The organism is Klebsiella sp. BIGb0399 (genome assembly GCF_003752615.1).
Taxonomy (GTDB): domain Bacteria; phylum Pseudomonadota; class Gammaproteobacteria; order Enterobacterales; family Enterobacteriaceae; genus Klebsiella; species Klebsiella lignicola.
In genome coordinates this window covers 1,697,935-1,724,397 of record NZ_RKHT01000005.1, presented here as the reverse complement: position 1 = coordinate 1,724,397, position 26,463 = coordinate 1,697,935, and the positions used below count along the sequence as shown (strand labels likewise).

General features: G+C 41.4%; 20 protein-coding genes. 19 read left to right on the top strand and 1 reads right to left on the bottom strand.

All coding sequences use genetic code 11. The features are described 5' to 3' along the window. Positions 1–8: 8 nt before the first annotated feature. Positions 9–1,595 carry a TerC family protein gene (locus EDF82_RS08500; protein ID WP_123755516.1) on the bottom strand — a complete coding sequence of 529 codons (1,587 nt, stop codon included), beginning with the start codon at positions 1,593–1,595 and terminating at the stop codon, positions 9–11. A gap of 885 nt (positions 1,596–2,480) precedes the next feature. Between EDF82_RS08500 and galF the strand changes: the two genes are divergently transcribed. The 19 genes from galF to cpsG all read left to right on the top strand — a co-directional run bounded on the left by galF (position 2,481) and on the right by cpsG (position 26,349). Next, complete coding sequence (gene galF / locus EDF82_RS08495; RefSeq protein ID WP_123755060.1) at positions 2,481–3,371, top strand: UTP--glucose-1-phosphate uridylyltransferase GalF; 891 nt, start codon at positions 2,481–2,483, stop codon at positions 3,369–3,371. A gap of 463 nt (positions 3,372–3,834) precedes the next feature. Then, a complete protein-coding gene (locus EDF82_RS08490) occupies positions 3,835–4,464 on the top strand; it encodes a phosphatase PAP2 family protein (protein ID WP_123755059.1) in 630 nt (209 codons plus the stop codon). A 970-nt stretch (positions 4,465–5,434) separates the two neighbouring features. Next, on the top strand, positions 5,435–6,868 hold the full coding sequence (locus EDF82_RS08485) for a capsule assembly Wzi family protein (protein ID WP_123755058.1): 1,434 nt from the start codon (positions 5,435–5,437) through the stop codon (positions 6,866–6,868). Positions 6,869–6,999: 131 nt separating this feature from the next. Beyond that, positions 7,000–8,136, top strand: a complete 1,137-nt coding sequence (locus EDF82_RS08480; RefSeq protein ID WP_123755057.1) for a polysaccharide export protein — start codon at positions 7,000–7,002, stop codon at positions 8,134–8,136. A 2-nt stretch (positions 8,137–8,138) separates the two neighbouring features. Continuing rightward, the gene (locus EDF82_RS08475) at positions 8,139–8,573 is read left to right on the top strand and encodes a protein tyrosine phosphatase (protein ID WP_123755515.1); all 435 of its coding nucleotides are present in this window, start codon (positions 8,139–8,141) and stop codon (positions 8,571–8,573) included. Between the two features lie 11 nt (positions 8,574–8,584). Next, positions 8,585–10,759 (top strand): polysaccharide biosynthesis tyrosine autokinase, encoded by a 2,175-nt coding sequence (locus tag EDF82_RS08470; protein WP_123755056.1) that lies wholly within the window; start codon positions 8,585–8,587, stop codon positions 10,757–10,759. Positions 10,760–10,969: 210 nt separating this feature from the next. After that, positions 10,970–12,190, top strand: a complete 1,221-nt coding sequence (locus EDF82_RS08465; protein ID WP_158613266.1) for an O-antigen ligase — start codon at positions 10,970–10,972, stop codon at positions 12,188–12,190. After that, positions 12,191–13,150, top strand: coding sequence for a glycosyltransferase (locus tag EDF82_RS25145; RefSeq protein WP_148060385.1), 960 nt, complete (start codon positions 12,191–12,193; stop codon positions 13,148–13,150). A gap of 89 nt (positions 13,151–13,239) precedes the next feature. Further along, positions 13,240–14,406 carry a glycosyltransferase gene (locus EDF82_RS08455; protein ID WP_123755053.1) on the top strand — a complete coding sequence of 389 codons (1,167 nt, stop codon included), beginning with the start codon at positions 13,240–13,242 and terminating at the stop codon, positions 14,404–14,406. Next, positions 14,399–14,938: a putative colanic acid biosynthesis acetyltransferase gene (locus EDF82_RS08450; protein ID WP_123755052.1), complete on the top strand. Its 540-nt coding sequence runs from the start codon at positions 14,399–14,401 to the stop codon at positions 14,936–14,938. The genes EDF82_RS08455 and EDF82_RS08450 overlap by 8 nt, the downstream gene beginning before the upstream one ends. A gap of 164 nt (positions 14,939–15,102) precedes the next feature. Further along, positions 15,103–16,221, top strand: coding sequence for a GDP-mannose 4,6-dehydratase (gene gmd / locus EDF82_RS08445; RefSeq protein ID WP_123755051.1), 1,119 nt, complete (start codon positions 15,103–15,105; stop codon positions 16,219–16,221). A gap of 5 nt (positions 16,222–16,226) precedes the next feature. Continuing rightward, the gene (locus tag EDF82_RS08440; RefSeq protein WP_123755050.1) at positions 16,227–17,192 is read left to right on the top strand and encodes a GDP-L-fucose synthase; all 966 of its coding nucleotides are present in this window, start codon (positions 16,227–16,229) and stop codon (positions 17,190–17,192) included. Further along, positions 17,185–17,652 (top strand): GDP-mannose mannosyl hydrolase, encoded by a 468-nt coding sequence (locus EDF82_RS08435; protein WP_123755049.1) that lies wholly within the window; start codon positions 17,185–17,187, stop codon positions 17,650–17,652. Before EDF82_RS08440 ends, EDF82_RS08435 begins: the two co-directional genes overlap by 8 nt. 18 nt (positions 17,653–17,670) lie before the next feature. Next, the gene (locus EDF82_RS08430; RefSeq protein WP_123755048.1) at positions 17,671–18,897 is read left to right on the top strand and encodes a WcaI family glycosyltransferase; all 1,227 of its coding nucleotides are present in this window, start codon (positions 17,671–17,673) and stop codon (positions 18,895–18,897) included. A gap of 60 nt (positions 18,898–18,957) precedes the next feature. Then, entirely contained in the window at positions 18,958–20,244 is a 1,287-nt protein-coding gene (locus tag EDF82_RS08425) for a flippase (RefSeq protein WP_123755047.1), read from the top strand. 24 nt (positions 20,245–20,268) lie between these two features. Further along, positions 20,269–21,057, top strand: a complete 789-nt coding sequence (locus EDF82_RS08420; protein ID WP_123755046.1) for a polysaccharide pyruvyl transferase family protein — start codon at positions 20,269–20,271, stop codon at positions 21,055–21,057. A 5-nt stretch (positions 21,058–21,062) separates the two neighbouring features. After that, the gene (locus EDF82_RS08415; protein WP_123755045.1) at positions 21,063–23,498 is read left to right on the top strand and encodes a hypothetical protein; all 2,436 of its coding nucleotides are present in this window, start codon (positions 21,063–21,065) and stop codon (positions 23,496–23,498) included. A 45-nt stretch (positions 23,499–23,543) separates the two neighbouring features. Then, positions 23,544–24,956, top strand: coding sequence for a mannose-1-phosphate guanylyltransferase/mannose-6-phosphate isomerase (locus EDF82_RS08410; RefSeq protein WP_123755044.1), 1,413 nt, complete (start codon positions 23,544–23,546; stop codon positions 24,954–24,956). Positions 24,957–24,972: 16 nt separating this feature from the next. Continuing rightward, positions 24,973–26,349, top strand: a complete 1,377-nt coding sequence (cpsG, locus tag EDF82_RS08405; RefSeq protein WP_123755043.1) for a phosphomannomutase CpsG — start codon at positions 24,973–24,975, stop codon at positions 26,347–26,349. Positions 26,350–26,463 lie beyond the last annotated feature (114 nt).

Sequence of the window (26,463 nt, the reverse complement as noted above, 5' to 3'; positions counted from 1 at the left end):
GACTGGCATTACACTTCGTAATCAGTCTCATCATCTGGCGGCGGTGGTGGGATAATCTGCACCTTCTGGACCCGATGACTCTCGACCTGCAACGTCCGGACAATATACTCACCGACCTTGACCTCTTCGCCCGCTTCAGGGACATGCTGCAGATATTCCATCAACAGGCCGGCGATGGTGTGGTATTCGCGCTTCTCATCCAGCGGTAGGGGGATGAACTGCACGAGGTCGTCCAGCGGCATATGCCCGTTGGCCGTCCAGCTGCCGTCAGGGTTTTTGACAATGTCGTGGCGCGCATCAATCTCTTCCACTTCATTAGGCAAATTGCCGGCAATGGTTTCCATCACATCGCTCAATGTGACCAGCCCTTCGACGGAACCAAACTCGTCGGCCACGAAAGCAAAGTGAGTGCGTGCATGACGAAACTGTTCCAGCGCAGGCAGAAGCGGGAGCGTTTCCGGGAACACCAGCGGCTGACGGAGCAGCACGCGCAGGTCGAGGGGCTCCTGGCGCAGCGACTGTTGCAGCAGGTCAACAATGTGGACCACGCCGAGCAAATCTTCTTCATTCTCGCCACCGGTCACAACCAGACGGGTGTGCTGATTTTTCTCCAGCAGCTCGCGAATTTCCTCTTCCGGCGCGCTCAGGTCGACATGTTCAATATCGTGGCGTGAGGTCATGATACTGCTGACGGTGCGCTGGTTGAGGTTTAACACCCGCTCAATCATCCGACGTTCCTGGGGATTAAAAAGCGGATGATCTTGCTCGCTGACCATCAGTGCAGCAGTGTCGCTGCCGGGGTCGGTATTTTCCCTGTGCCCGCTAAGCAGCGTCATGACCGCCGCCGTGGTCCGCTGGCGCAGCGTCAGGTTCGCAGAGAGAAAACGACGGCGGTTGAAAAGCGCCAGCTGGTTAAGTGATTCGATAATGACGGAGAAACCAATGGCGGCATACAGATAGCCTTTGGGGATCGGGAAGCCAAATCCTTCAGCGATCAGGCTGAAACCAATCATCAGCAAGAAGCTAAGACATAAAATGACGATGGTCGGGTGGCTGTTAACAAAGCGTGTCAATGACTTGCTGGCAAGCAGCATCAGACTCATGGCGATAATCACCGCGGCCATCATCACCGCCAGATGATCCACCATCCCGACGGCGGTGATCACCGAGTCGAGGGAGAAGATGGCATCGAGCACCACAATTTGCGCGACGACGCCCCAGAACCTTGCCCCTTTGCGCTGAACAGGGTTATCGCTGTCTTTGCCTTCCAGGCGTTCATTAAGCTCTACCGTGGCTTTAAACAGCAGGAATAGTCCGCCAAACAGCATAATCAGATCGCGGGCGCTAAAGCTGAGGTCATGGTAGGTGAACAGCGGTTTTGTCAGGGTCACCAGCCAGGATATCGAGGCGAGCAACAGCAGGCGCATCACCATCGCCAGCATCAGGCCGATAACACGCGCACGGTCACGCTGTGCCGGAGGGAGCTTTTCGGCGAGGATGGCGATAAAAACCAGATTATCAATACCGAGAACCAGCTCAATAACCACTAACGTTACGAGACCGGCCCATATCGAGGGGTCGGCAATCCATTCGATCATTCGCTAAAACCTATACAACATAAGAGTGCCATTTATCGATCATGGATAAGCTCTTGCTAAATTGCAATATATTCCCGCGGACCCTGGTCATTACGACGATGAGTAAGACGGAGATAATGCGTCATTTCGGAATATTTTAGTGAGCAAAAAATAAACCAATGGTTTATTTTTTATGCGTATAAGCTTAATTATAAATAGATTACGGGTGGCTGACTCGGTATTTATTTCCATATTATGAGGCGTAGTCGAAATGTATGATGGCTAATGCCATGGATGCAGTTTATCGACCAGAAGGGCGAGAAAAGGGAGTGATCGGCAGGTGACCTGAATGGTTAATGATTGGTTTTTAGGTTTTCCAGCTACCTTATTCGGTAGTTGTTGAAGTATTTGGTTAATTTAAATTAATTGTTTAGATATAAATAGGGTTAAGGGGTGGGAAGAAACAGAGGGAACTGACGCTTGTCGCTGGTCACGGGTGATGACGATGCCGTGCTGGTCCGGCAGTCAAGGTTGAGAGAAGTTGATAGTGAATTATCTTCCACTATTCATCGTGTTATACCTGTTGTTCGCTGGTTTCCTCACTTCTTCGATAAGTTATTCTGATGTAATACGCCTGACATTTCACGGAATTCCTCTATATCTGGCCCATAAACCGCGAGAGAAACTGAGGCGACGATCTAAGGGCGTCTTAGGTATGAGAATTTTCTCAAAGCGACCTGTCGGTCCTTATACTTTGAGTGTATTCTCTCATTAAACATGCAGTTTCAGAATTTTGCGGGAAGTCGTGCCAACCGCAAACTGGTAATATCACACATTGATATCGGTAATGCTTGAAAACTCACCGGTATCGAAAGAATTATCACTAAATGGGTGGATAAGAGAATGGCAAGTTTGAAAGCAGTTATTCCAGTAGCCGGATTGGGGATGCATATGTTGCCGGCCACGAAGGCGATCCCGAAGGAGATGCTGCCCATCGTCGATAAGCCGATGGTTCAGTACATCGTCGACGAGATTGTGGCGGCAGGTATCAAGGAGATTGTGCTGGTTACCCATTCTTCTAAAAATGCTGTGGAAAACCATTTCGACACTTCCTACGAGCTGGAAGCGCTGCTCGAGCAGCGTGTCAAACGTCAGCTGTTGGCTGAAGTACAGGCTATCTGCCCGCCGGGCGTTACTATCATGAACGTACGTCAGGCGCAACCGCTTGGCCTGGGGCACTCGATCCTGTGCGCCCGCCCGATTGTCGGTGATAACCCATTTGTTGTCGTGCTGCCGGATATTGTGCTGGACGATGCCAGCGCCGATCCGCTGCGCTATAACCTTGCTGCGATGGTTGCTCGCTTTAACGAAACCGGACGTAGCCAGGTGCTGGCAAAGAGAATGGAAGGCGACCTGTCAGAGTATTCGGTTATCCAGACCAAAGATCCGTTGAATGTAGAAGGGCAAATCGGTCGTATTGTCGAGTTTATCGAGAAGCCGGACGAGCCTCAGAGCCTCGATTCCGATCTGATGGCCGTTGGGCGCTATGTGCTGTCTGCTGATGTGTGGCCAGAGCTGGAGAAAATGGAGCCAGGAGCCTGGGGACGTATCCAGTTAACTGACGCGATTGCTGAGCTGGCTAAAAAGCAGGCTGTCGATGCCATGCTGATGACCGGCGAAAGCTATGACTGCGGTAAAAAAATGGGCTATATGCAGGCTTTCGTCAATTACGGACTGCGTAACCATAAAGAAGGCAATAAATTCCGCGAGAGCATCAAGAAGCTATTAGCGTAAATAGCATAATGACATTTGCGAAAGTATGAAAATCTAGAGTTTACAGAAGTATGAGGCGTATAGATTGAACGTATGACATGCTTCTGTAAACAGGGTTATCGCTATCAGATTTTAGTAATTCACTATAAATCATGTGGTTATGATTTATAGCGAATGTTATTTCAGCAGTGCAAAATCAGTTACTTCAGAGACATCTGGTTGTGCTCTCAGCGTAACCAGGATGCAATGGTCGGAGTAGCACAAGTTTCATGATGACTAATAATCACTTAGTGAGAATTTTCTCAGAAAAATAGAAAGACCGTTGGTTGTCATAACAAAATAAAACTTGACTGAGGTCATACTTACGCATTAAACAACGGTAATGCATGCATAAAAATGTGAAGTTGCCGGATGTGTATGCCCGTACCGGGGTCGTGGATAAAGACGTTTCGGACTGGAGAGATCGTCAAAGGATGAAGAATTAATGAACTGGCAGTGGGTGTCTTTTTTTGGCGATAGTACCGTGCTGTTACCCAGCGCGGCCGCATTGTTCGTGGTCTTATTTTTGCGCAGACCGTCAAGATTGCTGGCCTGGCAATGGGGATTGCTGTTTGGTATTACTGGCGCCATTGTTTGTGCATCGAAACTGGCCTTTATGGGCTGGGGGATGGGCATTCGCGAGATTGACTTCACTGGGTTCAGCGGGCATACCGCACTTTCTAGCGCTTTCTGGCCGATATTCCTGTGGTTACTTTGTGCCCGTGGCACGGTTTCGCTGCGTCGGGCTGCCATTGCGGCGGGCTATGTCGTTGCTGGCCTGGTAGGGTATTCCCGCTTAGCGATCCACGCACATTCGACATCGGAAGTGATTGCCGGGTTGATGCTGGGCGCCGGTGGAAGTGCCCTGTTTTTATTGTTCCAGAGACGTACTTCATGTGCAGTTGAGGCCCCGCTTTCCTGGGGAGGCGTGTTAAGCCTGATTATCATCCCTGTTGTACTCCTGAATACTGGAAATAAAGCACCGACTCAGTCTTTACTGGGAGAGATCGCTGTCAGGCTTGGGCCTCTGGAAAAGCCCTTTACCCGAGCGGAGCTACATCAGCGGGTATACTGATCGTTTGTTAACATCGAATGGCATCAGAGAGACTAATAGATTTCAGCGTCACCGTTAAATTTTCATATTGGTGAAATAATTCGTTGTTATGCCATTCTGAGTCATATTACCGATAATAGTGATGCCGATAATCGCAGTGAGAAGAATCTTAAATAGAATCATGCAGTAACCCTCTAAGTGAAATATAATTTGTCAAGTAGAATAAATCAGGGGGTTAGTATTAATTTTTGTAGTTGACTTGTGAAGTCATGATTGTTTTTTTTGTTTCAGGTGGGTTCAAAAAATCAATAAAAAACAATAAGTTAAAATGGTTAATTGGATTCGGAGTGTTGTGGCTATCAGTGCCAACGCAATATCATTAAATAATTTTATTGAATGACAACAACTTGTCGGATGAGTAAATTTTCATTGTTTTTATGAGTGAATAAATGTCATTTACACTCCCATTTTACAACAGAATCTCGTAAACTTGATGTCGCGAAAAAGTATAAATAGTGCTGAATAATTAGCCGCATATGTTGCCGGTCAAAAAAAGTTTAAAGTGAAGTACAGTGCATTGGTAGCTGTTGAGCCAAGGGCGGTAGCGTATGTGAAGCCTTAGCCCATAACCCTATATAGGCTCATCTCCATCTGTTAGAAATTCCTAAAACCTGCTGCAGCAGGTGATTCTCCCGAAGACATGTATATAATCGGTCATCTTCCGGACACGCACGATGGCTTTATGATTATGATGTTGCTGTATACAACGGGGATTACCACATCAGGCAGTAGTGAATGTTTATGATGTGATGGAGAGCGGGACTAAATCGTTTCAACGATAAGTCACTTCATAAAAATCGACAATGATGAATATTGCATCATCATTGTCGAACTAACATACTACGACTCGGCGTCCGAGTGCGCTCTCTAAACTCATACTCCCCATCGACTCCCGGCTTGTGGAAAAGGGGCTAAAAACGGATCTTGTACAATGATGAAAATCGCGCGTATTGCACTTGCTTTAGGGTTGTTGACGTCGGTGAGTGTGCAGGTTTATGCCTCTGGTCTGGTACTGAATGATAATGAACTCCGTAACGATCTGTCCTGGCTTTCGGACAGGGGTGTTATCCAGCTAAGCCTTTCAACCTGGCCATTAAGTCAGGAGGAAATAACTCGTGCGTTAAAAAAAGCTAAACCTTCCTACTCTTCCGAGCAGGTTGTGCTGGCGCGTATTAATCAACGACTTTCCTCTTTAAAGGCTGATTTCCGTGTCAGCGGCTATACCTCAACCGATCAACCTGGAACGCCACAGGGCTTTGCACAAAGCCAGCCTGCGGACAACTCACTATCGTTGGCCTTTAATAACAGCGGTGACTGGTGGGATGTTCACTTGCAGGGGAATGTTGAAGGCGGTGAGCGTATCAGTAATGGCTCACGTTTCAATGCTAACGGCGCTTATGGTGCAGTGAAGTTCTGGAACCAGTGGCTGTCGTTTGGCCAGATGCCGCAGTGGTGGGGCCCTGGTTATGAAGGTAGCTTAATTCGCGGCGATGCTGCCAGACCAATGACCGGGTTCCTGATGCAGCGTGCCGAACAGACGGCACCGGAGACCTGGTGGCTACGCTGGATTGGTCCGTGGCAGTATCAGATTTCAGCCAGCCAGATGAATCAATATACCGCAGTGCCGCATGCCAAGATAATCGGTGGCCGCCTGACCTTCTCCCCGTTCCAGTCTCTGGAACTTGGGGCTTCACGCATTATGCAGTGGGGTGGGGAAGGACGCCCGCAGTCTTTCAGTAGTTTCTGGGACGGTTTTATCGGACAGGATAATACCGGTACTGATAATGAACCGGGCAACCAGCTTGCTGGGTTTGATTTTAAATTTAAGTTAGAACCGACACTGGGCTGGCCGGTGAGTTTGTACGGACAAATGGTCGGCGAGGATGAAGCGGGTGGGCTGCCCTCGGCTAATATGTTCCTTGGAGGTGTGGAAGGGCACCATGGTTGGGGCAAAAGTGCGGTTAACTGGTATATGGAAGCGCATGATACTCGTACGAATATGAGCCGTACTGGTTATAGTTATTGGCACCACATCTATACTGGTGGCTACTATCAGCAGGGTTATCCGCTAGGTGATGCAATGGGCGGCGATGGGCAATTATTTGCCGGCAAAGTTGAGCTGGTGACTGAAGATAATCAGCGCTGGAGTGCCCGTTTGGCCTATGCCAAAGTGAATCCAGAGAATCAATCAATTAACAAAGCATTCCCGCATTCGGACACCTTAAAAGGGATACAGTTGGGATGGAGTGGAGATGTGTATAAGACCGTGCGTCTTAATACATCGCTATGGTATACCGATGCTGACCACAGTGATAGTGATGATGTTGGCGCAAGTGCCGGGGTCGAGATCCCATTTAGTTTATAGGCTGAATGCTGTAGCTAGGTGAGAAAATGACGTAGGTTCTGCATTTCTCAGTGTAAAGCCATGTGGGAAAAATGGCGGAACCCTGGTAGCTCAGGAATTAGCAAATTTTAGTTTACTGATGATGTGACATTATGAATAAAAAAATTGTGAGATTTTCGACTTTAGCATTGGTATTAGGGTTGTTATCGGGTTGCACTATAATACCAGGGCAAGGATTGAATAGCCTGCGTAAAAACGTTGTAGAACTACCTGACAGTGATTACGATCTGGATAAACTGGTGAACATTTACCCGATGACGCCGGGTCTGATCGATCAACTGCGCCCGGTTACGGTAATGGCACAGCCAAATCCGCAACTGGATAATCTACTTAAAAGTTATGAATATCGGATTGGGGTTGGCGATGTACTGATGGTGACCGTATGGGATCACCCTGAACTGACGACACCTGCTGGTCAGTACCGTAGCGCCAGCGATACCGGCAACTGGGTAAATTCCGACGGTACGATTTTTTACCCTTATATTGGCAAGGTGCAGGTAGCAGGAAAAACATTAAGTGAAGTAAGACAAATCATTGCCAGTCGCTTGACGACTTACATTGAAAGCCCACAGGTTGATGTCAGCATCGCTGCATTCCGATCTCAAAAAGTATATGTGACAGGTGAGGTAGCAAAATCAGGTCAACAGCCGATTACGAATATCCCACTAACAATAATGGATGCTGTAAATGCCGCCGGTGGATTAGCTACGAACGCAGATTGGCGCAATGTTGTTTTGACACATAATGGTAAAGACACCAAAATCTCCTTATATGCATTAATGCAGAAAGGTGACTTAACACAGAACCATCTCTTGTATCCTGGCGATATTTTATTTGTCCCACGCAATGATGACTTGAAAGTCTTCGTTATGGGAGAAGTGGGCAAACAAAGTACTATGAAAATGGATCGCAGTGGTATGACGTTAGCTGAGGCTATTGGTAATGCTGAAGGGATGTCACAAGCATTCAGCGATGCTACGGGTGTGTTCGTTGTTCGTCAGCTAAAAGGGGATAAGCAAGGAAAAATTGCTAATATCTATCAGCTTAATGCACAGGATGCATCGGCGATGGTTCTAGGTACAGAATTTCAGCTTCAGCCGTATGATATTGTATATGTAACTACTGCACCATTAGTCAGATGGAATCGAGTTATATCACAGCTGGTGCCAACAATTACTGGTGTCCATGATATGACCGAAACAGCAAAATTTATTAGGCAATGGCCATAACTATGTTTGATTCAATTTTAGTCGTATGCACGGGCAATATATGTCGTTCACCTACCGGTGAGCGGCTATTAAGGCGAGAACTTGCTAACTTAAAAATCACGTCCGCAGGAATAGGTGCGCTGGTTGGAAAACCTGCTTATTCTATGTCTGTGGAGGTGGCAAAAAGTCATGGTTTATCATTGGAGAGTCATGTCGCAAGACAGATCACTAAGGCTGATTGTCAGGAAAACGATTTAATCTTGGTCATGGAGAAACATCATTTAGAGTATGTTTGTAAATTATCTCCAGAGATCCGAGGGAAAGTGATGTTTTTTGGTCATTGGCTTGACCATAAAGAAACACCTGACCCTTATGGAAAATCATTAGAAGCATATGAATTTGCCTATAATCATTTAAACGAATCAGCTTTAAAATGGGCTGAAATGTTACAGAGATAGTTAGGAATATTATGACGGAAAGAATCAAGCAGACCAGACAATCATCCAAAGATAATGATGAGATTGAATTCAGTAGGTTGATAGGCGTCTTCATAGATAACAGATGGTTGATTTTCTGTATTACATCTTTGTGCGTTTTCTTTGGGGTCGTTTATGCTCTGCTGGCAACTCCGATCTATCGAAGTGATGCGCTAATCCAAGTTGAGCAGTCAACTGGTAGCAATATCCTGAGTAGTCTTTCTGATGTGTTGCCAACGGGACAGCCTGAATCATCAGCTGAAACCCAGCTTCTGCAATCCAGATTGGTTATCGGTAAAACTATAGATGACCTAAATTTGACAACTCGGTTAGAACACGATCACTTCCCGGTCATCGGGAAAGGCCTGTCGAGGATTTTTGGGAATTCAAAGAAAACAGCAAAAGAAAGCCTATCTATCGCCAAATTTTCGGTTCCAGCGGAACTGTTAAATGTTTCGATGAAACTGGAGATTGTTGATAATAATCACTACACCCTTGATGTTCCTGATGTCGGTAAGTTTGATGGAACTAAAGGAAAGCTTTTATCAGCTGAAGGCATAGAGCTGCTGGTTAATGATATTGATGCTGAGCCTGGCGATGCATTCAATATGACTAAACAGACTATTCAAAAAACTGTCGCTAATATATTGGCGAATCTTTCTGTTAGTGATAAAGGAAAAGATAGTGGAATCTTACAGATTAGCTATGATGCAGAAAGTGAAAAGGAAGCTAATTTAGTTCTATCCAGTATTATGCAAAACTATTTATTGCAAAATATTGAGAGGAAATCTGAAGAAGCTGATAAAAGTTTACAGTTTTTAGAAAAGCAACTGCCTGCTGAGAGAGCATCTCTTGATGAAAATGAAGACAAACTTAATCAGTTTCGTCAGGAGAATGACTCAGTTGATTTGTCGCTGGAAGCTAAATCTGTATTAGATACGATGGTTTCGGTTGAATCTCAGCTCAACCAGTTAACATTCAAAGAGGCTGAAATTTCAAAACTGTACACTGTTCAACATCCAGCGTATAAAGCACTGCTTGAGAAGAGAGAAGTTTTAGAAAAAGAAAAAGTTAACTTAGGTAAGCGCGTAGAAAAATTACCAAAGGTGCAGCAAGAAATTCTCCGATTGACGCGTGATGTAGAGTCAGGCCAAGCTGTTTACATGCAGATGCTTAATAAGCAACAGGAATTGAGAATCAATAAAGCCAGTACCGTTGGTAACGTACGGATTGTTGATAATCCATTAACCCAAGAGTATCCAGTAGCACCTAAGACATTACTGATTATAGCTATCTCTATGTTTATTGGGATAATTTTTTCTGTTTGTGCAGTGATAGTGAAACTTCTGCTGCATAAGGGAATTGAAAGCGCTGAACAGCTGGATGAGATTGGTGTCAATGTTTATGCGTCGATTCCTTTTTCTGACTGGCAGTCACGAAATGGTCAGAAACGAGCGAAAAATGACACTCGTCCAGAAGGTTTGCTTGCAATTAATAACCCAGCAGATCTAGCGATTGAGGCCATTCGTGGTTTAAGAACCAGTTTGCACTTCGCAATGCTTGAAGCTAAAAACAACGTAATCATGATCACAGGCGCAACACCTGGAATCTGTAAGTCGTTTACAAGCCTCAACTTAGCAGCGGTTATTGCGCAGCAGGGTAGAAAAGTGCTGGTCATTGATGCGGATATGAGAAAGGGTCATTTACATGATGCATTTGGTTTGACGAATAAAGGAACGGGGCTATCTGCGTATCTCGCCGGCGTTCTTGATTATGATAAGGTCAAATTACCGACTGGGATCGATAACCTTACATTGATTCCCAGGGGGAGCAACCCACCTAACCCGTCTGAACTGCTGATGGGGAATCGTATGACACACCTATTAGAAAAGGCAGGTGCGGAATATGATTTAGTTATAGTCGATACTCCTCCAGTGTTGGCGGTAACAGATGCCGTAATCATCGGTGCACTTTCCGGTACAACCCTATTAGTTTCTAAGTTTGAAACTAATACAGTTAAGGATATTGAAATCTGTTATCAAAGGCTCGAACGTGTTGGTGTTGAAGTGAAGGGGGTTATCATCAACGGAGTAATGAAACGTGCTGCAAATTATTATTCTTATGGTTCATATGCCGAGTATGGATATAAGTACGAGAGTGATAAGTAAGTAAATCTGTGAATCAAGGACAATCTAGGTTGTCCTTGATTACATGAAATTAAAGAGCATATTTGTATATATTGAATGATATCTATACTGTGTGGTTAAAGTTTACATTTAATATCTACACCTTTTGCGATAATCAGGACTGTTATGTTAGAAAGAATATTTATATATACATATGTGCTTTCTTTGGCTATCCCTGGACGATGGAGGTTGATGCCCGAACTTGACCACTACGGTGGTGCAGAAGTTGCGATTTCCCCATTTGATATTCCTTTGTTTTCATACTTGATTGTGAAGATATTATTGATCGTTGTTTTTAATAAAAGCACAAAAATTAAGCTTACAACCGATATAAAGATTATTTCGCTGTATTTATTTTGCAACGCCATCTTCTTCATTTTTGGTGATTCATATTTTTGGTCATCACTTGAACTTCTTAGATATATGAAGTTCTTTATCGTATTCTTAATTATCAAGTTTGCACTGCTCAATGATGAAAAAAACTATAATACCTTATTTAATGCAATTCTTGTGGTTATCGTTATTCAGTTAATAACTTCCTTAATACAGCAAGTATTTGGCGTGACGATTTCAGGAAAAGGCGGTGATGAAGTTGGACTTAACAACGTTGATGGCGAACTATATCGTTCTGCAGGTACATTAGGGCATCCAGGTACGCTTTCTCAGTTCATTGTTACAATTTGCCCATTCTTATGGATGGAAGCGATGAACAAAAGTGGCTTTAGGAAAATGGTATTCATGGCTGGATACTTCATTTCAGTGGTAATCGTTGTGCTTTCATTCGCCAGAACAGGGATTGCAATGATAGCCGTTGCTACGCTATTGATGATTTTCCACTCATTGTTCAGTAAAGGTAAGTTTTTCAGCAAGATTACAATTTGTGCCGTTTTACTTGTTGCCGCATTTATTTTTATTGATACCTATTTTGGTGTTATTTACGATAGATTCATAAATGCACCGGATGAAAGTGGCGAAATTCGTATCATATTGGCTGAAATCGCACTGAAAATGATAACCAGTCATCCATTCTTCGGCATCGGTCTTAATACATTTACTACTGTCATGACAGAATATGATGTGACCAATATATCCAGTTGGTGGCCTCATCCTGTTCATAATATCTATTTGTTGATAATGTCAGAAACAGGAGTATTAGGTTTTGGTCTGTTTATGTTCATGAATTTTTATTTTGTGAGATTAATTGTTAAAGGAATCAGACTAAAAGATCCGTATGATTCTAAGATCTTGTACGCATCAGGCGTATCGATCCTGTCAATCGCCTTCTTTGGTATGCTTGGTTGGTCATGGCGGTTGGATTCAATACAGGGACTTTATTGGTTAGTATTGGCAATGATTTCTGCTTCATATACGCGTGCGAAGAACAATAAAAAAATATCAGAGAGTGAAGATTAAATGAAAAAAATAGGGTATTTCCCACCACCTAGTGAAAAAAATTCATATACGATTCGTATGCGTGATTTGCTTGGTCAATTTGGTGATGTAACCCCGTTATCACCTAAGAATTGGAAAAATACTATTTTTTCAAAAAATAAGTATGACATTATCGTATTTAACTGGTTGGAAAATAGATGTTTTGGTAAAGATGGTAAGTTTAAATTTTTGTCTTTCATTATCTCAATGTTATGGTTTTCGATGATGAGATATTCCTCAAGGAATATTATTTATGTTCGCCATAATGTTTATCCACATAATATTTATGATGGAAATAAAAATCTTAGTGTAAAAATAATGGACTACTTTGAGAGTAAAAGCTCTCATACCATTGTCCATTCAAAATCTGCTTGTTCAGCAGGTCGGATTTATGTCCCCCATCCACTTTATGATCTGAGGTCTGTTTATCCAGTAAATGAGATTGACGAGGAAATGTATTTTGTATGTTTCGGTCGTATTGAAAAATATAAGAAGCTGGATGAATTAATAAAAAGCTGGCCTTTAGACTTGAAATTAATTGTGGCCGGTAGTTCTGATGATAAAGATTATTGTTTTCAGTTGAAGGCGTTAGCTGCTGGGAAAAAAATTGAGATTGTTGATAAATTTATCAGTGATGAAGAGGCATATAATCTTGTTAGCCGAGCCGAATACTCAATTTTACCCTCTGACAGCAAAAGTATGATCGTCAGTGGCAGTTTCTTCTTCTCTATTTCAGCCGGAACACCGGTCATTGCGGTGAAAAGCGATTTTTATAACTCACTTAATGTCTATAATAGCGAACTGATCCTGGTTAATGGTATTGGTGACATTGGCGTTGCGTTACAAAACTTACCAAAAAAACAAAAAATAATGAGTTCAGAGTTTATGAGTCAATTTAGTGATGACGCTATCATCAAGTCTCTCAGAGTAATAATTAAATAGCCTTACTCTTTAACTATTAAAAATTACCCATCATAAAATAATCAGATGATTGCTGTTATTAAAAATAATTTTTTCAAAAAAGGATACATATGAAAATTCTTCGTGTAATCCCATCAATGGATCCTAAAAAAGGTGGGCCATCTGAAGGTATCAGACAAATTCAAAATGAAATTGAAAAACAGCAATTAAATATAGAATGCGATATTGTTTGCATGGATGATGAAAATAATATAAGCCCTGCAAATTCTAATTTAAAAATTTTCAATGTTGGCGAGGGGCAAGGGGGATATTCTTATTCAAGAAAACTCAAAAACTGGCTGACCCAAAACGTAAGAAAGTATGACTTAGTTATAATTCATGGCGTATGGCAATATCACAGTGTCGTGACCAGTTCGGTTTGCCTTAATGAAAAAGTACCTTATCTTTTATATTCACATGGGATGTTAGATCCGTGGTTTAAAAAAGCTTATCCACTCAAGCATGTTAAGAAGATGATCTATTGGATGCTTTTTGAAAAAAGAGTGATCAATAAAGCACGTTCGGTAGTCTTCACATGTGAAGAAGAGAAAATTTTAGCCAGGAAATCGTTCCCTTTCTACACGCCAAATGAAAGTGTCACCGCTTATGGCACTGCAGGAAGTACTTTTGAGAGAAGCTCAGCGGTGGAAGCCTTTTATGTAAACTTTCCCGAACTAAGAAATAAAAAATTAATACTCTTTGTAGGTAGAATTCACCAGAAAAAAGGCTGTGATATTTTATTGAATGCATTTGCTAAAATTAAAGAGCGTGCACAAGGTTATCATGTATTCTTTGCCGGCCCTGATGATAGCGAATATGCAAAATCCTTAAAGGTAGAAACAAAACAGCTTGGTTTACAAGATGTGGTTACTTGGGGGGGGATGCTACAAGGTGAAAAAAAATGGGGGGCATACTTTGCTAGTAAAGTATTTGCACTACCATCTCACCAGGAAAATTTTGGCATCGTAGTGGCTGAAGCTTTATCTGCTTCATTACCGGTACTGATATCGAATAAAGTAAATATCTGGCGTGAGATAGAAGCTGAACATTCTGGTTTAATTGCTGATGATAATGTTGAATCATTCAGTAAAATTGTTTTAGATTTTATTGAACGTAGTGACGAAGAGCAGGAGTTGATGAGAACTAATGCGAAGAGGTGCTTCGATAATAAATTCGAAATTTCTAAAGTTGCAAAGTCATTCGAGAAAATCATAAATGAAAGAGTCATAAATGGATGAGATAAACAAATCTAGCTTCTCTCTTCAAAACAAAATTTATCGTGTGGTTTGGGCTGTATTTAACCTCCTCTTTTTTAGGTTTTCTCCAAGACCATTTTTTAAATGGAGGGTCCTTATTCTTAAACTATTTGGAGCTAAAATATCTTTTAGCTGCCGAGTCTACGGATCTAGTAAAATTTGGAGCCCTAAAAACCTTATTATGGAGGAGCAGACTACCATTGGACCCAATGCAAATATTTACAATCAGGGAACGATTAAACTGTGTAAATTGAGTACGGTCAGTCAAGATGCTTCCCTTTGTGCCAGTTCGCATCGGTATCAAAGTAGAAAGCATGAGTTAATTCTGTGTCCAATTACCATTAACGAAAAGGCATGGATCTGTGCTGAAGCGTTTGTAGGGCCAAATGTGAATGTCGGTGAGGGCGCTGTACTTGGTGCCCGCTCTGTTGCTAAAAAAGACCTTGAACCTTGGACTGTTTATGACGGCAACCCCTGTATAAAGGTTAAAGATAGAATAATGAAAGACAGCTAAATTCAGACGCTGACACAGAGTTTGTTTATATTTGTTTTGAAAAATAAAATCAAATATTGACAACTAAAATTGGTTTATTAAATGTTGTTGCTGAAAAACAACTGAGTACTAAGTTGTTTTTACAAATTATTTCAATATCGCTCGAAAATAAATAAGGGAAAGTTATGTCTAAAGTTGCTTTGATTACCGGTATTACTGGCCAAGACGGTTCATACTTAGCTGAGTTTTTACTTGAAAAAGGCTATGAAGTTCATGGGATCAAAAGACGTGCATCCTCCTTCAATACCTCACGCGTAGACCACATTTATCAGGACCCTCACTCCCCAAATCCTAAGCTTCATCTGCATTACGGTGACCTGACTGATACCTCGAATTTAACGCGTATTTTAGAGCAAGTTAAACCAGACGAAGTTTATAACTTGGGGGCTATGAGTCATGTTGCTGTTTCATTTGAATCCCCTGAATACACTGCTGACGTTGATGCTATCGGTACATTGCGACTGCTGGAAGCAATTCGCTTCTTAGGTTTAGAGAAAAAAACGAAATTCTACCAGGCTTCAACTTCTGAACTATACGGACTGGTTCAAGAAATCCCACAAAAAGAAACAACGCCATTCTACCCACGTTCACCGTATGCAGTAGCAAAACTGTACTCATATTGGATTACTGTGAACTACCGTGAATCCTACGGCATGTATGCCTGTAACGGTATTTTGTTCAATCACGAATCTCCACGTCGCGGTGAAACCTTTGTTACCCGCAAAATTACCCGTGCATTAGCAAATATTTCTCAAGGTCTGGAGTCATGCCTGTACTTAGGTAACATGGACTCTCTGCGTGACTGGGGCCATGCAAAAGACTACGTCAAAATGCAATGGCTGATGCTGCAACAGGAAGTTCCTGAAGATTTCGTTATTGCTACTGGCGTACAGTACTCGGTGAGACAGTTTGTTGCGTTTGCGGCTGCCGAACTGGGCATTACTTTACGTTTCGAAGGTAAAGGTGTCGATGAGAAAGGTATTGTAGAAAGCGTTACTGGTGACAATGCAATTGGTGTTAAAGTTGGCGATGTGATCGTGGCGGTTGACCCGCGTTATTTCCGTCCAGCAGAAGTAGAAACTCTTTTGGGCGATCCATCAAATGCGCACAAAAAACTTGGCTGGAAGCCAGAGACTACCCTTCAGGAGATGGTCGTCGAGATGGTGCAGTACGATCTGGAAGCCGCTAAGAAGCACTCACTCTTGAAGTCTCATGGTTTCAATGTAGCGCTGTCTCAGGAGTAAAGTAGATGATTAAAAGCAAGGTCTATGTTGCTGGTCATAAAGGGATGGTCGGTTCGGCCATCGTCAGGAATTTATCTGTCAGGGATAATGTAGAAATTATTACCGCTGACAGAAATGAACTTGATTTACTTGATACCAATAGCGTCAACGATTTTTTCCGTAGAAACAAAATAGACCAGGTATATCTGGCTGCAGCAAAAGTTGGGGGGATTGTTGCTAACAATACTTATCCAGCTGATTTCATTTATCAGAACTTGATGATTCAAAATAACGTCATCAATGCTGCGCATAATAACGGTGTCCAAAAATTAATGTTCTTAGGCTCATCCTGTATTTATCCTAAGCTAGCAACTCAGCCTATTACCGAGGGACAGCTATTACAAGGGACTCTTGAGCCAACCAACGAGCCTTATGCCATAGCTAAGATTGCGGGTATCAAATTATGTGAGTCTTATAATCGCCAGTATAATCGTGATTACAGATCCGTGATGCCTACCAATCTGTATGGTGAGAATGATAACTTCCACCCGAGTAACTCGCATGTAATCCCAGCGTTGATGCGTAGATTCCATGAAGCCAAACAGGAAAACGCTTCAGAGGTTATCGTATGGGGCAGTGGTAAGCCCATGAGGGAGTTTCTGCATGTGGATGACATGGCTGCGGCTTCTATTTACGCGATGGAGTTAGATACCGAGACTCTTAGCCAGAATGTTCAGCCCATGCTGTCTCATATCAATGTTGGAACGGGAATCGACTGTACAATCAGGGAACTTGCAGAAACGATTTCTCGAGTTGTGGGCTTTGAAGGAAAAATTACTTTTGATGCCGAAAAACCAGATGGTGCTCCTCGCAAACTGTTGGATGTGAGTCGTCTTAAGGATTTGGGATGGACTTACAGTATCGATCTGGAAGAAGGGCTTACAAGAACATATAAGTGGTTTTTAGCTAACCAAGGTAAATTCCGTGACTAGAACTTTTTTGGATGATAGTGTGTTCAAAACTATTGTTGAACATGCTCCTCTGATCTCGATTGATCTCATCATTGAAAATTCTAATAGTGAAATTTTACTAGGTGAAAGGGTCAACAGACCCGCAAGGGGGTATTTATTCGTACCCGGTGGGCGGATAAGAAAGGATGAGACGATAAATGAAGCTTTCATCCGACTAACCCAGTTGGAGATAGGGATTGCCCAGTCATTGAGTTCAGCTAAATTCCTTAGTGTGTATCAGCATTTCTATGATGATAGTTTCTTCGGGAGTGATTTTTCAACCCATTATATTGTTTTGGGGTATAAACTCTTTCTTGATAATGATGAGCTTAAACTCCCAGTGGAACAACATTCATCATATAACTGGATACCGAAAGCAGACATTCTTAATCATCCTAAAGTACATGATTATACTAAGGATTATTTTCGAACGACTTCATAACATTTTATTTGAGTTGATATGAAAATATTAATCTATGGTATTAATTACGAGCCGGAACTTACTGGTATAGGTAAATATAGTGGGGAAATGAGTCGGTGGTTTGCTGATAACAATAATGAAGTTACCGTTGTTACGGCACCACCTTATTATCCCGAATGGAAACTGACTAAACCCTATAAGAACAGGTATAGCAAAGATGTTATCAATAATATATCTGTTTTCCGCTCGCCACTTTATATACCGACAAGACCAGGGTTTATAAAGCGAGTTGTTCATCTGGCCTCATTTGCACTAAGTTCTAGTGTTAACTTATTGCGACTGTTGAAGCTCAAGCCTGATGTTGTGATTTATGTAGTACCAACGCTTTTCTGTGCATTACCTGTGTTGATTTACACCAAGATCACAGGCGCTAAATCTGTTATTCATATACAAGATTACGAGCTTGATGCAATGTTTGGCTTAGGAAGCGGTAACGGAAAGGGGAGTAAGTTATCGTCATTTCTATTTTATTTAGAAAGTAAGATACTTAAAAAATTCGACAGAGTATCTACTATCTCCAAAAATATGTTGAATAAAGCCAGAGTTAAGGGTGTTGAAGATAAAAACCTTGTTCTCTTTCCTAACTGGTCTGAAACCGACAGGTTTAGAGATGTTGTTGTGTCAGGGGATTTTTACTCAGAACTTGGCATAAGTGGTGAAAGTAAAATTGTTTTATACTCAGGCAATATTGGTAAAAAACAAGGTTTGGAGAATTTGATACCTATAGCAAAAAAATTTGAAGACGAAGATGTCGTCTTTCTAATTGTAGGTGACGGTGTAGGTAAAAAAGATCTGTATGATGCATCGGTTAGTGCAGGTTCGAAAAATATCTTATTTAAACCTTTGTTACCGTATGAACAGTTACCCATGCTGTTAGCTATTGCTCATTGTCATCTAGTAATACAGAAAAAAGGTGTTGCTGATGCGGTCCTACCCTCAAAACTAACTAATATACTTGCTGCCGGTGGACAGTCTGTAATTACGGCTGAAGTTGACACTGAATTAGGCATGGTTTGCAGGGATAACGAAGGGCTTGCAGTTCTTGTAGAACCTGAAAATGAAATGGCACTTGAGGAAGGCATCAGGAAATGCTTGCAGTTGCCAAAGTTTAATCAAGTAGCTCAACTTTATGCTGAAAATAATCTTGCAAAGGAAAACGTAATGGCGAGTTTCTTTGCTGAGCTTCAGAGGTTGTCAAAAATATAACTGTAGATTTTAGCATCAATTAAGGACAAGCAAGCAGGGATTGCTTTAGCTGGAGCTATAATGAAAAAACTTACTTCTAATATAGTTTTTCTGATGTCAGAAAAGGTTATCGTTTTACTTATTGGTTTGCTGTCTAATGTAGTCGTCATTAGATATTTAGGTGTTGAGGATTTCGGTAAACTCGCGCTATTTCAGGTTTATTATGCATTAATAATATCGATTACCGAATTTGGTCTGAGAAGAGTATACTCATCATTGCAGAGTATAAAAAGGGAGAAGTTAGTATTCCTACAAACTCTAAAAATAAAACTACTGATCTCATTCATTTTCAGTCTGGTGGTGGTTACACTTATCGGTCTTCGTGGGGATGAATCATATTATTATTGGCTTTTACTTGCCGTACTCGCATCTCCTTTGGAACTTTATGTTTACCATTTTGAAGCCAATCTTAAAAATGATTTATTGGTCAAAATTAGAGTTACCGTTGCGATTGCGTTAGCGGTTCTGAGAATTTCGTTGTGTTTGTTAAAAGCCGATCTATCTCTCATTGCTATTTCATTCGCATTAAACAACTTAATTATAAATATCATTTGTTGCTTCTTGGTTACCAAAAGAGAGAGTTTTTTAGTAAAAATAAAAAGCAACGCTGCTAAAAAAGTAATTAATAAGCATATATTCGAAAGATCATTTTTCTTCTGGATTTCAATGGTTATCGTGCAAGTTAATATGCGGACAGACCAGTTAATGTTATCCAGCATTGCAACCGTTGCGCAGGTGGGGATCTATGCAGGGGCATATAAGTTAATTGAGCAATTAATGGCAGTGCCAAGTATTTTATCTTCAGTATTCCTTCCTTACATAAGTAAGAATAAAGAGATAAATAAAGATGAGTATTTAACGAAACTTTATGCATTTATTCTCGTTACTACCTTACTCATCTCTATACCAGCGGTACTGTGTGCTCCGTATATAATACCACTGTTATTAGGTAAAGGCTTTGAAGCATCCGTTCCAGTGTTTCAGATACTGTGTCTTTCATTCCCATTCTTGGCTTTAGCAAATATCAGTGGTTTGTACTATAGCCTTAATATGTTGGAGAAATTTGCAGTCTTCCGTAATGCCTGTGGCCTTGGTTCAAGTTTGATCCTTAATTATATTTTCATAAAAGAGTTGGGTACTAACGGTGCAGCTTTTTCCGTAATGATTAGCTACTTCTTGATATCATTCGTTTATGAATATGCACTTAAACAAACTCGGAAAAATGCAGTAATTAAACTAAAAGCACTAAAATTGATTTTTACGCCGCATTTCTATTCAGGGCTACGCTCTTTAGTTAAACCCCGATAGCTATTTATACTTATAGAGGGAAGTATGCTTAACAGTATTATTAAAAATAAACAAAAAAAGAACGTCTTCTGGTGGGAACCTAAAGATGGTAGCCATAATGCAGGAGATCATTTAGGGAAAGTTATTGTTCAGTCTGTATTGAGCACACGCGATTTTGAAATTTTTGGGAAAAGAACCTCACGTAACACACTTTTCAGTATCGGGTCGGTTATGCATTTTGCCAAAAATGGTGACTGCATTTGGGGGACGGGCATTAATGGTAAAATTGACAAGTCAAAACTTAAGTTTAAAAGCTTAGATGTTCGTGCTGTGCGAGGCCCTAATACCAGAGATTTTTTAAAGAAAGAAAAGGGGATTATAGCACCGGAGGTCTTCGGTGATCCGGGATTGTTACTGCCACTTTTTTATAGCAAGGAATTATTAACGGATGACCAACTAAAGAAAGACTTTATCGTCATACCCCATATGAATGAAGATTTCAATTTGTACGCTAAATATAAACAAAACATTTGCTCGCCTAACCAGGGAGCAATTGGATTCACTAAAGAAATCGTAAACAGTAAGTTTGTTATTTCAAGTTCTCTGCACGGTGTTATTTTGGCTGAAGCCTACGGTATCCCCGCTGTGTTTTTAAGTGCGAATAGTGGTGAGTCGCAGTTCAAATATGATGACTATTATTTTGGCACTGGTCGTAATACTTATGCACGCGCAGTGACTGTTGAGGAAGCCTTCGACTTGCGCACAGATGCAATCCTTGACCTGCAAAGTATTCAGTCGGGTCTGTTAAAAGCATTTCCATTCGACCTGTGGTGAGATGAATGAAACGACGAGATTTGATTAAGTTAACACTGGCAGCAATTTATTTTAATACATCTTTTAAAGCCTTCGCATCAGTATACATTACTGATGAAAATAACAATGTAGATAAAGATAAATCCCAGAAGTCAGATCTCGTTGTTGTTGACTTTATCAGTGACATGATTAAGTTAGGAAATATTTCTAATGGGCAGAGCATCATGGTTAAAAATCACTCGTCTGGTTTACCATATGATACACCTGCTGTTTTTACGGCTATAACTGATGATAAATTCGTTAAGGAAAATGCAGGCACTTGCTTTTCTGGTGTGACAGGAGTTAAATTTATCAGAAAAACCAGTTCTCCGCTGGAGGTAAATTGGTTTGGTGTAACGGATAGAAATATTAAAATAAAAGATTTGGTTAGTGAAAGTGATAAGGAAATTCTGAGGATAATAAAATCTGTCACTGGGGAAGAATATTCTGATGGAGACTACTTAAATAATCTTGCATTTGCAGCTGCATTTAAAGCCGCTGGTGATGCCCAGCGGGTTGTACTGGGTAATAACAAAAAATATATGGTTAACAAACCTGTTGACTGTTATTCATGTCTAAATGTTGACTTCCAGAATTCAACATTAAAAGCCGATGTAGATATGCCCGCCGGCAGTTATGTTCTGAGCATTGGAAAACAACTTTACTCTGTTAAAGGTGAAGGCCTTTACCTCGAACAGGGTAGTGCTAAATTATTATTCTCTGAACAGGTTAAAAAGAGTAATTTCAAGCCGGGCGATCTTATTAGCTTGAAATCAACCGATGTTAGAAATGGTGAGCAGTTTAAGAATATTCGTCCCTATTATCACGGTATGCGAGCGGTGATCAAAGAAGTGGGTGATTCTTATTTAATTATTGATAGGCCAGCCTATTCATCATTCAAGATATCGGAAATTATCGTACATAAAGGTTCAAACTCGACCAGTCTGTTAAATGCTAATATAGATCTACAGGCATCTCAAAAGGTTATGCCACCTTTGTCGGGAGTGAAACTCACTGGCACTAATATCAATATCGATAATGTAAAAGTATTGGGTAATGAGTTTTGTGGTGCAGGTTTGCTTGTACTTGGTTGTAAGTCCAGAGTTGTGAATACGTTTGTTTCTGGCTTCTGTAATGTCCAAGGACTACCGTTGCCGGGGCGTGTCGGCTATGGCATCTATGTTGATTGCAGTGATACTCGGGTAGAACAAAGTCATTTTGAGAGCAACAAACATCACGTTACCTGTGCTTCCCGCGACTTTGTTATGTCGGACATCACTATACGGGATTGTACTGCAACTACCTCAGACAAAGATATTCATAACGATGTAAATGCCAGTTTTGATCTACACTCAAATGTAATAGGTAAAGTTGAGCTTCATGATTTAAAAATCACCACTAAAGGCCCTGCTTTTAATATTAGAAACGGACATGCTACAATCACCGATTGTGTTATTTCGTCATCCAGATATAACAAAAATACTCCTGCGCTAATAAATGTTTTTGAGTATAAAGATGTGAGTAATATTTCTTTTGAGAGAAACAAGATCTATTGCGGTGAAAATATCCGCTTGTTCCATTTTGGTGAGATGTCAAAAATTGAAAATATATCTATAATTAATAATTCTGGAAGTGTTGCTGGTATTTTTGATGCGGATGTCATGGGGTGCGATATCAATAGTATTAATATTTCCGGAAATCGTTTCAAAAAAATGAAATTTCTGTTGAATCTCAATTCAAAAAATAAAAATTCAAATATAAAAGAAATTAAGCTTATCAAGAATGTTTTCATCCAATCTGCCAACTCCAAAAACAGTAGTGGCATAATGATAAACCTGTCATCTGACAGTCTAAAGAGTTTCAATATAGGTAATTTCACTATAAGCGACTCTAACTTCTTTGTGAAAAAACATGCTATAAGTATTGTTAATGTTGCGATTAGTAACGGTTTTGAAATCGTTAAAACCAAAATGAAATCTTACCAGGGAGTAGGAATTGTTTCTTTGCGTTCTAGCTATGTTAATTCATTTGCTATTAATGACCTGATTTCTAATAGTACTTTGTCCATACCTGTAGCCGATAGCGATAATCGGGGTGTTAAGAAGTTTGAGCTATCGAGTTCTGAGATAGCAAACGTAGAATTTGACCTAAGTGAAGTTGGTCATAAGAAAGCAAAAATCAATGCGATAATTGATGGCAATAGACTTGGATCTGATTCAACTTCTCCAATAAAATTTAAAGCAGGTCAGGTTAAAACATTAGAGGGATTTTCTGTTTCCAACAACGACTTTATCACTAGCAAGGGATTTCCAGTCTTTTCTCCTCAAGGGATAATAAATAATAGTCCTTTTAAAGGTAATAGACTTTCTACTTCGGTAGGTGAGAAAACAGAAAAACGTTCACTCACTAATTGGCCAGGATAGAGTAATTCTCAAGAATATTTAATTTAATTGTTTAGAGGGAATATAATGATCGTTCCAGTAATAATGGCTGGCGGTACCGGTAGTCGTTTATGGCCTATGTCTCGTGAGTTGTATCCAAAACAATTTCTGCGACTCAACGGCGACCAGTCAATGCTTCAGGATACCGTATCCCGTCTGGATGGTTTAAATGTCTCGGCACCTATGTTGATCTGTAACGAACAACATCGTTTTCTGGCAGCCGAACAACTACGTCAAATCGATCGTTTATCAAATAATATCATTCTTGAACCTGTAGGACGTAATACAGCTCCGGCTATAGCTCTAGCAGCATTGAGTGTTATTGCCAACGGTCAAAACCCGCTGATGTTGGTACTTGCTGCAGATCATGTTATTGAAAATACCCAGGCATTTCACCAGGCCATCCATGCGGCGACACCGCTCGCTGAACAGGGAAAATTGGTTACATTTGGCATCGTTGCCACAGGTCCTGAAACAGGTTACGGCTATATCCAAAGAGGGGATTCGTTTGGCGAGTCGGCGTTTAATGTTAGACGTTTTGTTGAAAAACCTGATTTGGCTACGGCGGAAAAGTATCTCGATAGCGGTGAGTATTATTGGAATAGCGGCATGTTCCTGTTTAGTGCAGAGCGTTATCTGCAAGAACTTGCTGCCTTCAGACCGGATATACTGGAAGTCTGTCAGAAAGCAATGTCTGGCGTTAAAATTGATTCCGTGCAGGACTTTATTCGGGTTGATCTGGATGTATTTTCTAACTGCCCGGACGAGTCCGTTGACTACGCCGTAATGGAAAAGACTTCTGATGCAGTCGTCATTCCATTAGATGCCGGATGGAATGACGTAGGTTCATGGTCAGCTTTATGGGAAGTAAACGAACAAGACAGCAATGGCAATGCTCTGACCGGAGACATTTTTATCCACAAAACGTCAAACTGTTACATAAATACGGATGATACTCTTGTTGCCGCTATCGGCGTTGAGAATCTGGTGATTGTTAATACCAAAGATGCAGTCCTGGTGATTGATAAATCACAGGTACAGGATGTGAAGAAAGTGGTGGAGTTCCTTAAAGCAAATAATCGCCGAGAATATCGTCTTCACCGCGAATCATATCGCCCCTGGGGACGTCAGGATAAAGTCGTTGATACTCAGCGCTATCAGATAAACAAAGTCACGGTGAAGCCTGGGGGCAAATTCTCGCTGCAAAAGCATTTGCATCGTGCTGAACATTGGGTTGTTCTGGCGGGTACGGCTGAAGTCACCCTTGAAGATAAAACTTATCTGTTAACTGAGAATCAGTCAACATTCATCCCCATTGGTTCTGTTCATATGCTTGAAAACCCTGGTAAAATCCCCTTGGAGCTTCTGGAGATTTCATCAGGGTCATATTTAGGCGAAGACGATATTATTCGATTAAAAGATCACTACGGTCATTGCTAACATCTGGGAAAAGTTTATGTCTGCTACATTAAAATGTTTTAAAGCTTACGATATTCGCGGAAAGCTAGGCGAAGAATTGAATGAAGAAATTGCATATCGCATCGGACGTGCTTATGGTGAATATTTAAAACCTACGCAAATGGTGTTAGGCGGCGACGTCCGTCTTACCAGTGAAGGACTTAAACTTTCACTTGCAAAAGGTTTGCAGGATGCAGGAACTGATGTTTTAGATATTGGACTTGCAGGTACTGAAGAGATTTATTTTGCCACATCGCATTTGAATGTTGACGGGGGGATAGAAGTTACCGCCAGCCATAACCCGTTAGACTATAACGGGATGAAATTAGTCCGTGAGCAATCTAAGCCTATTAGCGGTGATACCGGTCTCAGAGATATTCAGAAGTTAGCGGAGGCTAATGATTTTCCTGCTGTTAATGAAGCCCAACGCGGCTCATATAAGCAAGTGTCTGTTCTTGATGCCTATATCGAAAAGCTACTAAGCTATGTCGATTTGAAGAACTTCAGCCGTCCGCTTAAATTGGTAATTAACTCAGGAAATGGTGCGGCAGGCCATATCATTGATGCCATTGAGTTGCGTTTCAAGGATGCGGGCGTCAACATTGAGTTCATTAAAGTTCACCATGCTGCTGATGGTAACTTCCCTAACGGTATCCCTAATCCTCTACTGCCTGAATGCCGTCAGGATACAACAGACGCAGTTATTGCACATCAGGCAGATATGGGGATTGCCTTTGATGGTGACTTCGATCGCTGCTTCCTTTTTGATAATGAAGGCAATTTCATCGAAGGTTACTACATTGTCGGCTTGCTGGCTGCCGCGTTCCTGGAGAAGAATCCGGGAGCCAGAATCATTCACGACCCGCGCCTGAGTTGGAATACAGTTGACATTGTTGAACAAGCCGGTGGTATTCCAGTGATGTCCAAAACAGGTCATGCTTTCATTAAAGAGCGTATGCGTCAGGAAGATGCTGTCTATGGCGGTGAGATGAGCGCCCATCACTATTTCCGTGATTTCGCTTACTGTGACAGTGGCATGATTCCATGGTTACTTGTCGCAGAATTGTTGTGTGTTAAAAACAAAACACTAAGCCAGTTGGTCGGCGCTCGTATGACTGCATACCCTGCTTCTGGTGAAATTAACAGCGCTTTGGCTGACCCTGCTAAAGCAATTGCTCGTGTACTTAATCAATATCAAGAAAGCGCACTCAATGTTGATTATACTGACGGCATTAGTCTTGAGTTTGCTGACTGGCGCTTCAACTTACGTAGTTCAAATACTGAACCGGTTGTTCGTCTGAATGTTGAGTCAAGAGCGAATGAGGCTTTAATGAGTGAGAAAACAAAAGAAATTTTAGATATCCTTCGCTCATAATTGTTTATTGAGTGGTCGGCCTTTTATGCCGACCGCTCAATTCATAGTTGGGTTGCGGCTTAATAAAAAATTATTGCAATGGTTAATTGGTAATTTTAAGTGCTATACTTTTGT

Bases quoted from the DNA above. Each gene is read 5' to 3' on its own strand.
- galF (WP_123755060.1), top strand. From the start codon at position 2,481: ATGGCAAGTTTGAAAGCAGTTATTCCAGTAGCCGGATTGGGGATGCAT.
- EDF82_RS08490 (WP_123755059.1), top strand. From the start codon at position 3,835: ATGAACTGGCAGTGGGTGTCTTTTTTTGGCGATAGTACCGTGCTGTTA.
- EDF82_RS08485 (WP_123755058.1), top strand. From the start codon at position 5,435: ATGATGAAAATCGCGCGTATTGCACTTGCTTTAGGGTTGTTGACGTCG.
- EDF82_RS08480 (WP_123755057.1), top strand. From the start codon at position 7,000: ATGAATAAAAAAATTGTGAGATTTTCGACTTTAGCATTGGTATTAGGG.
- EDF82_RS08475 (WP_123755515.1), top strand. From the start codon at position 8,139: ATGTTTGATTCAATTTTAGTCGTATGCACGGGCAATATATGTCGTTCA.
- EDF82_RS08470 (WP_123755056.1), top strand. From the start codon at position 8,585: ATGACGGAAAGAATCAAGCAGACCAGACAATCATCCAAAGATAATGAT.
- EDF82_RS08465 (WP_158613266.1), top strand. From the start codon at position 10,970: ATGCCCGAACTTGACCACTACGGTGGTGCAGAAGTTGCGATTTCCCCA.
- EDF82_RS25145 (WP_148060385.1), top strand. From the start codon at position 12,191: ATGAAAAAAATAGGGTATTTCCCACCACCTAGTGAAAAAAATTCATAT.
- EDF82_RS08455 (WP_123755053.1), top strand. From the start codon at position 13,240: ATGAAAATTCTTCGTGTAATCCCATCAATGGATCCTAAAAAAGGTGGG.
- EDF82_RS08450 (WP_123755052.1), top strand. From the start codon at position 14,399: ATGGATGAGATAAACAAATCTAGCTTCTCTCTTCAAAACAAAATTTAT.
- gmd (WP_123755051.1), top strand. From the start codon at position 15,103: ATGTCTAAAGTTGCTTTGATTACCGGTATTACTGGCCAAGACGGTTCA.
- EDF82_RS08440 (WP_123755050.1), top strand. From the start codon at position 16,227: ATGATTAAAAGCAAGGTCTATGTTGCTGGTCATAAAGGGATGGTCGGT.
- EDF82_RS08430 (WP_123755048.1), top strand. From the start codon at position 17,671: ATGAAAATATTAATCTATGGTATTAATTACGAGCCGGAACTTACTGGT.
- EDF82_RS08425 (WP_123755047.1), top strand. From the start codon at position 18,958: ATGAAAAAACTTACTTCTAATATAGTTTTTCTGATGTCAGAAAAGGTT.
- EDF82_RS08420 (WP_123755046.1), top strand. From the start codon at position 20,269: ATGCTTAACAGTATTATTAAAAATAAACAAAAAAAGAACGTCTTCTGG.
- EDF82_RS08415 (WP_123755045.1), top strand. From the start codon at position 21,063: ATGAAACGACGAGATTTGATTAAGTTAACACTGGCAGCAATTTATTTT.
- EDF82_RS08410 (WP_123755044.1), top strand. From the start codon at position 23,544: ATGATCGTTCCAGTAATAATGGCTGGCGGTACCGGTAGTCGTTTATGG.
- cpsG (WP_123755043.1), top strand. From the start codon at position 24,973: ATGTCTGCTACATTAAAATGTTTTAAAGCTTACGATATTCGCGGAAAG.